General features: G+C 72.7%; 14 protein-coding genes. 9 read left to right on the forward strand and 5 right to left on the reverse strand.

Annotated elements, in window-relative coordinates:
• Positions 1-8 precede the first annotated feature (8 nt).
• Positions 9-884 carry a biotin--[acetyl-CoA-carboxylase] ligase gene (locus AB0B83_RS10270; RefSeq protein WP_357577883.1) on the forward strand — a complete coding sequence of 292 codons (876 nt, stop codon included), beginning with the start codon at positions 9-11 and terminating at the stop codon, positions 882-884.
• An 84-nt stretch (positions 885-968) separates the two neighbouring features.
• Entirely contained in the window at positions 969-1,541 is a 573-nt protein-coding gene (locus AB0B83_RS10275; RefSeq protein ID WP_357577884.1) for a PH domain-containing protein, read from the forward strand.
• 127 nt (positions 1,542-1,668) lie between these two features.
• Here AB0B83_RS10275 and AB0B83_RS10280 read toward each other — a convergent pair whose 3' ends face one another.
• Together AB0B83_RS10280 and AB0B83_RS10285 are read right to left on the reverse strand one after the other, a co-directional pair.
• Entirely contained in the window at positions 1,669-2,415 is a 747-nt protein-coding gene (locus AB0B83_RS10280) for a GtrA family protein (RefSeq protein WP_357577911.1), read from the reverse strand.
• A gap of 65 nt (positions 2,416-2,480) precedes the next feature.
• Entirely contained in the window at positions 2,481-3,026 is a 546-nt protein-coding gene (locus tag AB0B83_RS10285) for a GtrA family protein (RefSeq protein WP_132233346.1), read from the reverse strand.
• A gap of 383 nt (positions 3,027-3,409) precedes the next feature.
• On the opposite strand from AB0B83_RS10285, the gene AB0B83_RS10290 reads away from it, so the two are divergent.
• From AB0B83_RS10290 to AB0B83_RS10305, 4 genes are all read left to right on the forward strand, one after another.
• Positions 3,410-5,251, forward strand: a complete 1,842-nt coding sequence (locus AB0B83_RS10290; RefSeq protein WP_357577885.1) for a phosphoenolpyruvate carboxykinase (GTP) — start codon at positions 3,410-3,412, stop codon at positions 5,249-5,251.
• A gap of 43 nt (positions 5,252-5,294) precedes the next feature.
• Positions 5,295-6,155, forward strand: a complete 861-nt coding sequence (locus AB0B83_RS10295; RefSeq protein ID WP_357577886.1) for a hypothetical protein — start codon at positions 5,295-5,297, stop codon at positions 6,153-6,155.
• An 832-nt stretch (positions 6,156-6,987) separates the two neighbouring features.
• Positions 6,988-8,145 carry a geranylgeranyl reductase family protein gene (locus tag AB0B83_RS10300; protein ID WP_357577887.1) on the forward strand — a complete coding sequence of 386 codons (1,158 nt, stop codon included), beginning with the start codon at positions 6,988-6,990 and terminating at the stop codon, positions 8,143-8,145.
• A 31-nt stretch (positions 8,146-8,176) separates the two neighbouring features.
• Positions 8,177-8,947 (forward strand): isoprenyl transferase, encoded by a 771-nt coding sequence (locus AB0B83_RS10305; RefSeq protein ID WP_132233354.1) that lies wholly within the window; start codon positions 8,177-8,179, stop codon positions 8,945-8,947.
• A 69-nt stretch (positions 8,948-9,016) separates the two neighbouring features.
• Here AB0B83_RS10305 and otsB read toward each other — a convergent pair whose 3' ends face one another.
• From otsB to AB0B83_RS10320, 3 genes are all read right to left on the reverse strand, one after another.
• Positions 9,017-9,841, reverse strand: coding sequence for a trehalose-phosphatase (gene otsB, locus AB0B83_RS10310; RefSeq protein WP_357577888.1), 825 nt, complete (start codon positions 9,839-9,841; stop codon positions 9,017-9,019).
• A 104-nt stretch (positions 9,842-9,945) separates the two neighbouring features.
• Complete coding sequence (locus tag AB0B83_RS10315) at positions 9,946-10,299, reverse strand: hypothetical protein (protein WP_357577889.1); 354 nt, start codon at positions 10,297-10,299, stop codon at positions 9,946-9,948.
• 161 nt (positions 10,300-10,460) lie between these two features.
• Positions 10,461-10,901 (reverse strand): XRE family transcriptional regulator, encoded by a 441-nt coding sequence (locus AB0B83_RS10320; RefSeq protein ID WP_151455784.1) that lies wholly within the window; start codon positions 10,899-10,901, stop codon positions 10,461-10,463.
• Between the two features lie 264 nt (positions 10,902-11,165).
• Here AB0B83_RS10320 and AB0B83_RS10325 point away from each other — a divergent pair, with 264 nt between their 5' ends.
• The 3 genes from AB0B83_RS10325 (at position 11,166) to AB0B83_RS10335 (ending at position 13,674) form a co-directional block, all read left to right on the forward strand.
• Entirely contained in the window at positions 11,166-11,510 is a 345-nt protein-coding gene (locus AB0B83_RS10325; RefSeq protein WP_089003683.1) for a hypothetical protein, read from the forward strand.
• A gap of 31 nt (positions 11,511-11,541) precedes the next feature.
• Complete coding sequence (locus AB0B83_RS10330; RefSeq protein ID WP_357577890.1) at positions 11,542-11,877, forward strand: hypothetical protein; 336 nt, start codon at positions 11,542-11,544, stop codon at positions 11,875-11,877.
• A 381-nt stretch (positions 11,878-12,258) separates the two neighbouring features.
• Positions 12,259-13,674: a PhoH family protein gene (locus tag AB0B83_RS10335; protein WP_132233364.1), complete on the forward strand. Its 1,416-nt coding sequence runs from the start codon at positions 12,259-12,261 to the stop codon at positions 13,672-13,674.
• Positions 13,675-13,826 lie beyond the last annotated feature (152 nt).

The following is a 13,826-nucleotide window of genomic DNA, read 5'->3' on the forward strand; positions in this document are numbered from 1 at the left end:
CTGACGGGATGCCGGGCTCGCCGTACACCGATCTGGACCGCCCGCCGCTGTCGGCGGCGCGGCTGCGGCGGGCGCTGGTCGCCCCGCACGGGCCCTGGGCCCGCCTGGAGTTGCGCGTCGAGACCGGCTCGACAAACGCGGACGTCGCCGAGGCGGCCCGGGCCGGCGAGCCCGAGGGCCTGGTGGTGGTCGCGGAGCGGCAGAGCGCCGGGCGCGGCCGGCGGGGCCGGGCCTGGCAGTCGCCGGCCCGGGCCGGCATCGCCACCAGCGTGCTGCTCCGCCCCGGGGAGGCCGTCGCCGACCGTGGCTGGCAGTCGGCGCCCCAGACGGGGTACGGCTGGCTGCCGCTGCTCGCCGGCGTCGCCCTGGTCGAGACGGTGACCCGGCTGGCGGAGCTGGACGCGGGCCTGAAGTGGCCGAACGACCTGCTCGTCGGTGACGCGAAGTGTGCCGGCATCCTCGCCGAGGCGGTGCCCGGGCCCTCGCCGGCCGGGCCGCCCGCGATCGTGCTCGGTGTCGGCCTCAACGTCACGCTGCGCGCCGACGAGCTGCCGGAGAACCCGACCGGGCTGCCGGCCACCTCCCTGCAACTGGCCGGCGCGGCGGCCACCGACCGGGACCCGCTGCTGCGGGCGCTGCTGCGCGGGATCGCCGACTGGTACGGCGAGTGGCGCGCGGCCGGTGGGGACGCGGTCGCCAGCGGCCTGCGCGACGCCTACCTGGCGAGCTGCGCGACGATCGACCGGCAGGTACGCGTGCTGCTGCCCGGCGGCGACGAGGTGACCGGCACCGCGACCGGCGTGGACGCCGACGGCCAGCTCCTGGTCGCCACCCCCGCCGGCACCCGTGCCCTGGCGGCCGGTGACGTCCTGCATCTCCGCTGATCGCGGACTCCCGCCGCGCGGCTGATCCCCCGGCGGGAGGGGAGCGGCTACGGTCAGCGCGTCCGTTTCTGCGAGGAGGTTCCCGTGGCGTTCCCCGATGACGTGCTCACCGAGGACGAGCACGTCGTGCTGCACCTGCACCCGCACTGGAAGGCGCTGATCCGGCCGGTCGCGGTGCTCGTGCTCGCCGTCGCGGCGGTGGTGGCCGGCCTGGTCCTGCTGCCGTCCGGCGGGGGCGGCTCGATCGCGCTCGCCGTCATCGGCGGCCTGGCCCTGCTGGCGGTGCTGTGGCTGGCCCTGTGGCCGTTCCTGGTCTGGCGGAGCACCCACTACCTCTTCACGAACGAGCGGGTGCTGCTCCAGCAGGGGGTGCTCTCGCGCGACCGGCGGGACATCCCGCTGACCCGGATCAACGACCACGCGATGAACCAGCGGTTCGTGGAGCGTCTGCTCGGCTGCGGGACGCTGACCATCGAGTCCGCCGGTGAGCGCGGCCAGTCCGTCCTGCACGACGTGCCGGGGGTCGGCCGGGTGCAGACCAAGCTCTACGAGCTGGTGGAGGCCCACCACGACAAGCACTCCCTCGGCGACGACGAGATGCGCGACATCCTGGCGGACCTGCACGAGGGCAAGCCGCTGCGCGACTCGACCGCCTGAACCGGCACGGCCCGGCCGCCTGAACTGGCACGGCCCGGCCGGCATGGCCCGGGAGCGGGCCGGAACCGGTCGGGCCGAGACGGCGCGTGGGTCAGCGACGGCGCGTGGGTCAGCGACGGCGCGTGGGTCAGCGACGGGGCGGGCGGCGGGTGGTGGCCTGGAGCTCGGCGGCCAGTTCCGCCTCCAGCTCCCGGTCGAGGGAGCCGCCGAGGCCGGCGTCGAGCGGGACGGGGCGCCCCTGGACCGGGGCCGCCGGGCCCACGGTCGACGCGGGTTCGGGGCCGGCCGCGCCGCGCGGGACACGCCGCGTGGCGCCGGGCGGCGGTTCGGACTCCTCCAGCTCGGAGATCGACTCCGCCAGCTCGGCCACCGGATCCATCTCGGCCATGGTGTCCCACTCGTCGCGCGGAATGCTGTGCCACGTCTCGGCCGCGTGGGCCGGCGCCGGTTGGAAGACGAACGTGCGGTAGGACCAGAACCGGAACAGCGTCGCGAGCAGCACGCCACCGGTCTTGGCCACGTTGAGGGCCAGCAGGCTGGTCAGGCCCAGCCCGTACTTGGCGGCGGCCAGGACGCCCAGTTCGATGAGCAGGCCCGCCCCGTTGAAGAGGAAGAAGAGGACGTACTCGCGCCGCATGGCCGATTTGGGGCGATCCCGGTACGTCCAGTGACGATTCATCAGATAAGACGTGATCGTCGCCACCACGGTCGCGATGACCGTCGCCTTCAGTTGACCGTCCACGAAAACGGTCAGTGCGAGCACATTGAACACGGCGTAATTGATTACGGTGTTGACGCCGCCGACGATTCCGAACTTGAGCGCCTCGTGGATGAACTTCTGCCAGCGCTCAGGCAGCAGACGGACAAGACGCATGCGGAACACCTTAGGGCAGTGGGCGGGGCCGGCAGGCTCCGGCCGGGACGAAGGTGGGCGGTAGGTCACGCCCGGTGGTCTCGGTCGTGCTTCTCTTCCGGAACGGAGGGGGTTCCCGCTTCGACGAAGACGAACCGTCGGTAGGACCAGAACCGGAACAGCGTCCCGAGCCCGGTGCCGACGATGAAGCTGGCGATGTTGTCGGCCAGCGGGGTCTGGAACACCTCCGGCCAGATGCTGCCCAGGCCGTAGCGGCTGACCGCCAGGCAGGCCACGGCGATCCCCAGGCCGACGCCGTTGAAGAAGAAGAACAGCGCGTACTCGCGGGCCGGGTTGGAGCGCTTGCGGTGCCGCCACGTCCAGAACCGGTTGCCGACGAACGCGACGGACGCCGCGATCACCGTCGAGATGGTCTTCGCGGTGACCTGCTCGACGCCCCGCACGCTCGTCAGGTAGTTGAAGAGCGCGAAGTCGATCAGGAAGGCGATCCCGCCCACGGTGGCGAACTTGCTCAGCTCGCGGACCAGGTGGCCGAAGCGGTCCACCAGCGAACGGACCAGACCCGGGCGGGTCTGCGGAGAGCCGGGCTCCCCGGTCGTCGTCGCGGCCACGACGCGAGCCTACCGGCTGGGGTCATCCCGCACGGGTAGCAACGGCGGACCGCTCACCCGGGTGTGCGCCTGTGGACAGAGCGTAACGAGATCCGGCGGCCTGCGGGGCGGTTCGCGGGTTCCGCCGCCCGGGGTGCGGCCGGCCCCGCCGGTGACGGTTCCCCACAGGATTTGCGTGAAACTGCGCGTGAAAGCGGGTATTAGCTCGTGATGCCGCAGCGTGCCCGTACCTTGTGCAGTTCTTCACAACCAGTCCCACTGACTGGTGACCTCGCCCGGTTTACGCTGAGGCCAATCCCAGGTTTCCACGAAGACGACGCATAGCGCCGTCAAGACTCGTGCATCCCATAGATCGGTCAGCGTCGACCACAAGGAGATGTGTCATGGTTGCTCCGGCTACCGTTCGGGGTATCGATCAGGCCCCGACGTCCCACCCGAAACTGCTCGCCTGGGTCCGTGAGGTCGCTGAACTGACCACCCCCGACCGCGTCGTCTGGGTGGACGGGTCCGACGAGGAGTGGCGGCGCCTCACCGACGAGCTGGTCGAGGCCGGCACCCTGATCCGGCTCAACCCCGAGAAGAAGCCGAACTCGTTCTACGCGCGCACCGACCCGACGGACGTCGCCCGGGTCGAGGAGCGCACCTACATCTGCTCCGTCGACGAGGCGGACGCCGGCCCCACCAACAACTGGATGGCGCCGGCCGAGATGAAGCGGACGATGACGGAGCTCTACCGCGGTTGCATGCGCGGGCGCACCATGTACGTCATTCCGTTCTGCATGGGCCCGGTCGAGGCCGAGAGCCCCATGTTCGGCGTCGAGATCACCGACAGCCCGTACGTGGTCGCGTCGATGCGCATCATGACCCGGATGGGCGCCAAGGTCCTGGAGGCCATGGGCGACGACGCGGACTTCGTCCACGCGCTGCACTCCATCGGCGCCCCGCTCGCCCCCGGCCAGCAGGACGTGGCGTGGCCGTGCAACGAGACGAAGTACATCTCGCACTTCCCCGAGACCCGGGAGATCTGGTCCTTCGGCTCCGGCTACGGCGGCAACTCGCTGCTCGGCAAGAAGTGCTACTCGCTGCGGATCGCCAGCGTGATGGGCCGCGACGAGGGCTGGCTCGCCGAGCACATGCTCATCCTCAAGATCACTTCGCCGGAGGGCAAGGTCTACCACGTCGCCGGGGCCTTCCCGTCGGCCTGCGGCAAGACCAACCTGGCCATGCTGGAGCCGACCGTCCCGGGCTGGAAGGTCGAGACCATCGGCGACGACATCGCCTGGATGCGCTTCGGCCCGGACGGCCGCCTCTACGCGGTCAACCCCGAGTACGGCCTCTTCGGCGTCGCGCCCGGCACCGACTGGAAGACCAACGCCAACGCGATGCGGACGCTGGACCGCGGCAACTCCGTCTTCACCAACGTCGCCCTGACCGACGACGGGGACATCTGGTGGGAGGGCATGGGCGAGCCGCCGGCGCACCTGGTCGACTGGAAGGGCAACGACTGGACGCCGGAGAGCGACAGCCTCTCCTCGCACGCGAACAGCCGGTTCTGCACCCCGATCACCCAGTGCCCGATCCTCGCCGAGGACTACTTCGACCCGAACGGCGTGCCGATCGACGCGATCCTCTTCGGCGGTCGCCGCCGGGACACCATCCCGCTGGTGACCGAGGCCCGCGACTGGGTGCACGGGGTCTACATGGGCGCGACGCTCTCCTCGGAGACCACCGCCGCCGCCTCCGGCGCGGTCGGCGTCGTCCGGCGCGACCCGATGGCGATGCTCCCGTTCATCGGCTACCACGCCGGCGACTACTTCCGGCACTGGATCGAGATGGGCAAGGGCACCGACGGCGACGAGTCCAAGCTGCCCAAGATCTACTACGTCAACTGGTTCCGCAAGGACCCGGAGGGCAACTTCCTCTGGCCCGGGTTCGGCGAGAACTCCCGCGTGCTCAAGTGGATCATCGAGCGGATCGAGGGGCGCGCCGAGGCGGTGGAGACGCCGATCGGCATGGTCCCGGCCCAGGACGCGCTCGACGTCGAGGGCCTCGACATGACCCCGGAGGACGTCCGGATCGCGCTGAAGGTCGACCCGGAGGAGTGGCGCAATGAGCTCCCGATGGTCACCGAGTGGTTCGAGAAGTTCGGCGACAAGCTGCCGGGCGTGCTCTGGGCCGAGCTGGACGCGCTGCGTGCCCGGCTCGACGCTGCGCCGCAGCGCTGAGGACAGGTGTGACCGGAGCCCCGACGGGGCATCATCGGATCCCATGAGGACGGCCGCCGCGACCGAGGTCCGGCGGCCGTCCGCCGTCCGGGCGCTGACCGCACTGCTCGCGCTGACCGCGGCGGCCACCGTCGTGGTCGAGCTGCTCAACTGGTGGTACGCCCCGGAGCAGGGCTTCGGGCTGGCGGTGCGGACGGGCTGGGCGATGCTCCGTTCGCTCGGCTTCCTGCTGCTGATCGGGCACGTCCGTCGGGGCCGGACGGTGGCCCGGCCGTTCGGGCTGATCCTGGCGGTGACCACGGTCTTCGCGGTCGGCCGGCTGATCGTGCCCCGGCAGGGTGTGCCGCCGCTGCCGGGGCTGCTCGGGTTCGCCCTGCTCACGGTTCTCTGCGCCGCCATGGTCTGGCTGCTCTACCGCTCGTCCGCGGTGTCCGGGCACCTGGTCCGCCACCGGCCCCGCCTGGTCATCGACCGGGAGGGCATCTCGTGGCGGGAGACCCCGCCCCGCCGGCCGGAGGTCAGCGGTTGGCTGCTCACCAGCCGGGTCGCCGCTTTCACGTACAGCCCGCTCATGCTGGTCCCGGCGCTGGTCGCCGGCGGCGCGGTGCTGGACGACCGGCTGACCGCCGTGCCCGCCGTGCTGTTCTGGTTCGCCGCCGGGATCGTGACCAGCTACGCGGTGCTCTTCTGCACCGCCTTCCTGATGCGCGGCAAGGGCTGGGCGCGCACGCTGCTGGTGGCCGTCACCGCGATCGTGCTCGCCGTCGACCTGCCGCTGTGCTGGTGGCTGCTCGGCCCGGACGGGCTGGTCCGCGACGGCGCCCCGCTGGTGGCCGCCGCCGCGCTGTCGATCTACGGCCTCTGGCGCGCCACCCGCGCCGAACGCGCCACCCGCCCGACGTAGCGCGCGACCCGCGCCGAACGCGCCACCCGCCCGGCGTAGCGCGCGACCCGCGCCGAACCCCCGGCCGGTGCAGAGGGCGTTCCAGGCACCGCCCCTAGCCAGCCTGATCACCATCGCCACAGGGCCGGACCGCCCGGAGCCGCCCCGGCCCGTTCCCCACCAGCCTGGGGGTTGGCGCGGTGGACTGGGCTCGCACCCTCGGCCGCAACCTCGCCTCTGCGGCGGGGCGGGGGAGCGGTGCCATTCGCGCTGTCGACCTGCCCCGCCCATGAGACCGCCCTCAGGTTACGGCGCGTCGAACTGGCTGACCGCCCCGAACCGCCCGCCCTTCGCCCCGCCGACGAGACCGCCCACGAGACCGCCCGCGGGCCCGCCCCGCCCCTCGCCCCCGCCCACGGAAGCGCCCGCAGGCCCGTCACGCTTAGCCCTTCGCCGATCTTGGTAGTTACATGCCCCTCCAGGGGCATGTAACTACCAAGATCTCCCGCGCGCCGTCATACCGCCGTGCGTGGGGAGGCGCCGTCGCTGCCGGGGGACCCCTGCCGAATTTCGGCTTCGGGTTCGTGGGTCGCAGCGAGGGCCCGGCGAGGGCCTCGGGAAGAAGCCGCGAGGACCCCGGGAGGACGCCGGGAGGAAGCCGGCAGGAAGCCGGCAGGAAGCCGCGAGGGCCTCGGGAGGACGTCGGGAGGAAGCCGGCAGGGCGCCGGGAGAGCCTCGGGAGGCCGCCGGTGAGTTCGTGGTCCTCGTTGACGTGCCGGGCGGGTTTCGGCGTGGTGTGCGTCTGCGGCGGCAGGATGGCCGCAGGAGCCGGACCGGCGGTGGGAGGCGACGCGTGGGCGACGAGTCCGTAAGCGACGAGTTCGACGTGGTGGTGGTGGGGGCCGGTCCGGCGGGGTCGGCCGCCGCGCTGGCGGCCCGGCGGGCGGGGGCGAGCGTACTGCTGCTGGACCGGTCCGACTTTCCCCGAGACAAGGCGTGCGGGGACGGCATCGCCGCGCACGCGCTGGACGTGCTGGAGGAACTGGGGGTGCCCGACGCGGTGACCGGGTACGCGCCACTGCCGGCGCTGCGGCTGGTCGGGCCGGGCGGCGGTGCCGTGGCCCGGGCGCTGCCCCGGCCGGCGTACACCGTGCCCCGCAGGGTCTTCGACGCGCGGCTGGTGGCGGCGGCGGTCGCGGCCGGCGCGCGGCTGCGCCGGCACGCGGTGCGGAACGTCGAGGTGCGGGCCGACCGGGTGGTGCTCGACGGCGTGCTGGCGGGGCGGGCGGTGGTCGGGGCGGACGGCGCCGGGTCCGTCCTCCGGCGGGCGCTCGGGCACCGGCCGAACCCCGACCGGCACCTGGCGCTCGCCATCCGGGGGTACGCCCCGGCGCTGCCCGGCCCGCCCGAACAGCTCATCGTCACCTCGGCGCCGCGCTGGCCGGCGTACGCCTGGTCGTTTCCGATCGGGGACGGCCGGGCGAACGTCGGGTACGGGGAGGTGCTGCGGGGCGAGCCGCTGACCCGGGCGCACCTGGTCGACCGGCTCGGCGCGCTGCTACCCGGTACGGACCCGGCCACGGTCACCGACCTGCGGGCCCACCACCTGCCGCTGTCGACGCACCGTCCCGCCCCCGGGCGCGGCCGGCTGCTGCTCGCCGGCGACGCGCTCTCCCTGATCAACCCGTTCACCGGCGAGGGCATCTTCTACGCGCTGCTCTCCGGCGCGCTCGCCGGCGCGGCGGCGGCCGGCTCGCCCGAGCAGGCCGCCCGGCGGTACGCGGCGACGCTGCGCCGCCGCCTCGGCACCCACCTGCGGCACAGCTCGCTCGCGGCGTGGCTGGCCCGGCGCCGGCGGGTGGTCGACGCCGCGGTCCGCGCGGCGGGTCGGGACGACCGCGTCTACCGGACGGTGGTGGAGCTGGGGCTGGGCGACGGGCGGCTCGACGTCCGCACGCTGGGCATGATCGGCATCGGTCTGCCGGCGTGGGAGCGGACTCCGAGGCGGTGATTCGGCGCGCAGGTCGCTACGCTGCAAGGTGATGACTCTGCGGGACCTGATCTATTCCGTGTACGAGCGTCGCCTCACGGCGAAGCTCGCGGGCAAGCCGGTGCCCCGGCACGTCGGCGTGATGTGCGACGGCAACCGCAGGTGGGCCCGGGAGATGGGCTACGTCGACCCGAACGACGGTCACCGGATGGGCGCCGTCAAGATCAAGCACATGCTGGGCTGGTGCAACCAGGCCGGCATCGAGCACGTGACGCTCTACCTCCTGGCCACCGACAACCTGCGCCGGCCGGCCAAGGAGCTCGACCCGCTGCTCCAGATCATCGAGGACCTGGTGGTCGAGCTGGCCGAGGAGGGCAATCCCTGGCGGCTGCGGATGGTCGGCGCGCTCGACCTGCTCCCGGCCTCGACGGCCGCCGCGCTGAAGGCCGCCGAGGAACGCACCCGGGACCGCAGCGGCGGGACCGAGGTCAACATCGCGGTCGGCTACGGCGGCCGGCGGGAGATCACCGACGCGGTGCGGTCGCTGTTGCTTGAGTACGCCGCCAACGGCGGCACCCTCGAGGAACTGGCCGAGGTGCTGGACGTCGAGCACATCGCCGAGCACCTCTACACCCGGGGCCAGCCCGACCCCGACCTGGTCATCCGCACCAGCGGCGAGCAGCGCCTCTCCGGCTTCATGCTGTGGCAGTCGGCGCACTCGGAGTTCTACTTCTGCGAGCTCAACTGGCCGGACTTCCGGCACATCGACTTCCTGCGCGCCCTGCGCTCGTACGCCAACCGCCAGCGCCGCTACGGCGCCTGACCGACCCGGAGCACCTCGCCGGCCCGGCCGGCCGCGAGCGCTTCCTCGGCCCAGCCGGGCGAGAGGGCGTCAGGTGAGGTGTCGGGTGGCGTCGGTGAGGAACGCGCCGAGGGCGGCGGGGGAGTCCAGGGTCAGGTCGGCGGCCTCCGCGACCTCGCGGCCCGTCTCCGGATTGGCGACGGCGACGCAGACGCCGAAGAAGTCCGGATCGGCGGCGGCCCGGGCCCGCAGCGCGGCGAACGCCTTGATGTCGGAGACGTCGTCGCCGAAGTACCAGGCGCCCTCGGCGTCCCGGACGATCTCGTCGATCACCATGCCCTTGTCGCGGTCGACCGGGGGCTTGAGCTCCAGCACCATCCGCCCGGCCTGGACCTTGAGCCCGAGCCGCTCGGCCTGGGCCTGGCCCCACCGCTCCACGGCCGCGCCGAGCTGCGGCGCGGTGCGCCAGTGCAGCGCCACGGAGAGCCGCTTGTACTCCACCAGCGCGCCCTCGGGCAGCTCGGCCCGCGCCAGGTCGGCCAGCTCGGCCATGGTGGGCACCCAGGGCAGGGCCGCCGGCTCCGTCACGGTCTCGCCGCCGGAGTGGCTGTGCTCCAGACCGTAGAGGCCGTACAGGTCGACGCCGGTGAGCCCACCGAGGTGGTCGCGGAGGAAGTCGACCGGGCGCGCGGAGACGATCGCGATCCGCCGTACGACCGGGGCGAGCGCCTCGATCGCCGCCAGCACCTTCGGGGCGGGACGCACGGCGGTGGGATCGTCGTCGACCGGCGCCAGGGTGCCGTCGAAGTCGAAGAAGAGCACGGTCCCGGCCGCCCTCCCGGCGGTCGTCCGCCAGGCCTGGTCGGCGTCCAACGGGTTCCTCGGCTGCTGGTTGCCCAGATTCAACGGCGGCACGCGCGACAGCGTACCCCGGGCGGGGCGGCTCAATCCCCGGCCGAGAGGTGACCTCCGGCCGGCGCCTCGGGGGGCGCGCGGTCGGGGTGCGGCGGGCCCGACGGTCAGCGTTCGGCGGCTCCCCGTCCCCGCCGGCCGAACGGCACGACGGCGGCCTCCTGGCCGTGGTTGAGCAGGTAACCCTCGACGAAGCCGCTGTTGCGGTCGCCGGTGCGGTCCTCGATCTCCTGCAACTTGTTGACCAGGAATTCGGTCAGCGCGCTGACCCGGTTGTCGAGCCGGTCGTGCAGCTCGGCGATCACGGCCAGGATCACCGCGGTGCCGGCGGAGGTGAGCGCGACGAGGTTGACGAGCAGGGGAAGCTGCCCGCCGTTGACCGCCAGGGTCACCACGTTTCCGGTCACGCCCAGTGTCAGCGACACGGTGGCGATCACGACTGCCATCCACTTCAGGGTCATGGACAGACCCCTCCTTCTGTCCCGCAGGGCTGGGTTCGGCCTTGTCCCGTCCCCCGCCGACGACGAGCCCAAGCAGTACGAGTACGGACGCTAGCGCGCCCGTTCCGGCCCCGGAGCGAAACGAATGAGTCTGACCTGCCGTTCTTTCGCCATCTGAGGAACTAGCCGGCCTGTTTACCTCGTTTTCGGACATGGACCGGGAGGGTGGGGCGATACGCGAGATATCTGATGGTTTCCCGGATGTGGAACTTCTCCGCGTCGGAGACGTCGGGGTCCACGAGTCGCCGCAGCAGCGCCTCCACGTCCGGGTCCATCGGCGGCGTGGCCGGGGTGCTGCGCGGGGCGGTCGCCCGTTCCCAGCCCAGCGCGGCGAAGGCGGTCGCCGGGCTGAGGCCGAGGCCCTCGCAGAACGCCACCACGCGTTCGGCCTCCGGGTCGCTCGCCCAGTCGCCCCGGACCCAGCGGTTGATGGTCTGCCGGGAGACGCCGGTGCGACGGGACACCTCGGTGCCGCTCCACGCCCGGGTGGCCCGGGCCTCGTCGAGCGCCCTCCGGACGAAGGTGGCGAAGGCGATCTTCCGTGCGTTGGCCGTCTCGGTCACCCGGTGACGGTACGACCATCCGGCAACCGGTGCGTGTCCTGGCGCGCTGTTGTCACGCGGACGTGACGTGTTCTTCGGGATGCCGGTAAACGATCCGGCACCGCTTCTGAGGGGTGTCACCTGGGCAGAATAGATGCCCGTAGAGGTCGCCGTAAACGGACGAAAAGCTGATACTGTCACGCCCATGAGACAATCTACGGTGTGTCACGTGCATGAGACGATCAGTGCTCACATGCGTCACGCCCCCGGCGCGAGGGGGGTGTGGTGACCGAGCTAGCCACCCGTGCCCAGGCCTTCGGCCTGATCGCGGAGGGGGTGGCCACGGGCCTGAGCGCGCCATGGCGGCTCTACCTCGCCCGGGGCTGCCGTTACCTGTCACTCAGCGTCGGCGACCGCACCGAGTGGGACGCCTGGCGTACCCACCTCGGCTGCCCCGAGGTCAGCGTCCGCGTCTACGACGCCGGCGGGGAGATCCGCCGCTCCTCGGTGGCCGAGGTCGTCCTGGACGGCTGCCGGATCAGCGTCGAGTTGGTCGAGGAGGTCAGCACCGACGACCTGGACCGGCTCCTGGTCGCCGAGCCCACGCCGACCGAGCCGGAGGAGCGATGAAGCGGGACCCGCGGCGCACCGGAGCCGCCGGATGAGCCCCTTCCTCGCCGTCTTCCTCGTCCTCGTCCTCGGCGCCACGAGCTACGCGGCGGGGCGGCTGCACGGCCAGCTCAGCTACCGCATCGGCTACCGGTTCGGCTACCGGCAGGGCTACTTCGACGGCGACCGGGGGGCCTGGAACCGACGTCGCCGCGACGCCCAGGCCGCCATCGCGTCCGCCCTGGCCGGCCCGTCGCCCGCCGCCACCCGGGTCACCGGCACGGTGGTGCGGCCCGGCACCACGTACACCGGTTCGTCGTTCTCGACGCCGGTCGCCCCGGTCGCCGGGCGGCACCCGACCGGCACCCTGGTCCGGCGGACCGGTTGAACCCCGGTCGACGGGGAGCCCGAGGCCCCGTCGACCGGAACCAGGACGCGGTGCGTCGTCCGCGGCGGACACGCACCGTCGGGACCACGTCAGACCGGTGACGGTGGTTCCCGCCGGCCGGGGTGCGCGCAGGGGGCATGCATCCCGGCCGGATCCGCCGCCGGCCGAGTTCACCCGCCGGTCCCCGGAGATCCACCGCCGACCTCTAGCCGACAGGGTCCGACGCGGCTAGCGTCTAGGCATGGCACGGGGTTCTCCCGGGCCAGCCGGTCCGCCCGGATCTGCGACCTCGCGCACGGGGTTCCGCATCCGACCCCGTGTCCCCGGGCACCGGAGGAGGCGGAACGCGGGTGGCGGGTGCCCATCCGTCGGAGCAGGCCTGTGACGACTCGCCGTACGCCCGCCGGGACCGACCAGACCCCGGCCGCGACTGCCACGACCCGCCGCGCCACCCGGAGCCGCCGCGGCGCGTCCGCCGCCCCGGTGGACACCGAGGAGCCCCGACCAGCGGGCCAGGCGTTCGTTCTGGACACCTCGGTGCTCCTGTCCGACCCGGCGGCCTTCCACCGATTCGCCGAGCACGAGGTGGTCCTGCCCCTCGTGGTCATCTCCGAGTTGGAGGGCAAGCGGCACCATCCGGAGCTGGGCTGGTTCGCCCGGCAGTCCCTGCGCATGCTGGACGAGCTGCGGGTCCGGCACGGGCGGCTGGACCGTCCGGTGCCCGCCAACGACTCCGGCGGCACGCTGCGGGTGGAGCTCAACCACTCCGACGACGGCGTGCTGCCGCCGGGGTTCCGCACCGACTCCAACGACACCCGGATCCTCTCCGTCGCGCTGAACCTCGCCGCCGAGGGGCGGGAGGTCACCCTGGTCAGCAAGGACATGCCGCTGCGGGTCAAGGCCGCCTCGGTGGGCCTGCGGGCGGACGAGTACCGGCACGGCCAGGCCAGCGACCCCACCTGGACCGGGATGGCCGAGCTGGAACTCGCCGAGGAGCAGATCGGCCGGCTCTACGCCGGCGAGGCGCTGGACCTGGACGCCGCCGCCGGGCTGCCCTGCCACACCGGCCTGGTGCTGCACTCGGGCCGGGGCTCCGCGCTCGGGCGGGTGCTGCCCGACAAGACCGTACGGCTGGTCCGCGGCGACCGGGAGGCGTTCGGGCTGCACGGCCGCTCGGCCGAGCAGCGGATCGCGCTCGACCTGCTGCTGGACGAGTCGGTCGGCATCGTCTCGCTGGGCGGGCGGGCCGGCACCGGCAAGTCCGCGCTGGCCCTCTGCGCCGGGCTGGAGGCGGTGATGGAGCGCCGCCGGCACAAGAAGGTGGTGGTCTTCCGCCCGCTCTACGCCGTCGGCGGCCAGGAGCTGGGCTACCTGCCCGGCTCGGAGTCGGAGAAGATGTCGCCCTGGGCGCAGGCGGTCTTCGACACCCTCGGCGCGGTGGTGCACGAGAACGTGCTGGAGGAGGTCACCTCGCGGGGCCTGCTGGAGGTGCTGCCGTTGACGCACATCCGGGGCCGCAGCCTGCACGACGCGTTCGTGATCGTGGACGAGGCGCAGTCGCTGGAGCGCGGCGTGCTGCTCACGGTGCTCTCCCGCATCGGCCAGGGCTCCCGGGTGGTGCTCACCCACGACGTCGCCCAGCGGGACAACCTCCGCGTCGGCCGGCACGACGGGGTGACCGCCGTGATCGAGGCGCTCAAGGGCCATCCGCTCTTCGCCCACGTCACCCTCAGCCGTTCGGAGCGCTCGCCGATCGCCGCGATGGTGACGGATCTTCTGGAGGACATCCCGCAATGACGGTCGCTATGTAGGGGTTTGTCCGCATTCTCTTTGTGGCGCAGATCACAATCGGCGCTCTTCGTTTCCCATCAGCCTCACCGTGCGCGATGGTGTCCCACGAGCGCCCACGTACCGAGAAGATCGTTGGTGATCGTTCGTCACAGGACACG

The organism is Micromonospora sp. NPDC049060 (genome assembly GCF_040649055.1).
Classification (GTDB): domain Bacteria; phylum Actinomycetota; class Actinomycetes; order Mycobacteriales; family Micromonosporaceae; genus Micromonospora; species Micromonospora reichwaldensis.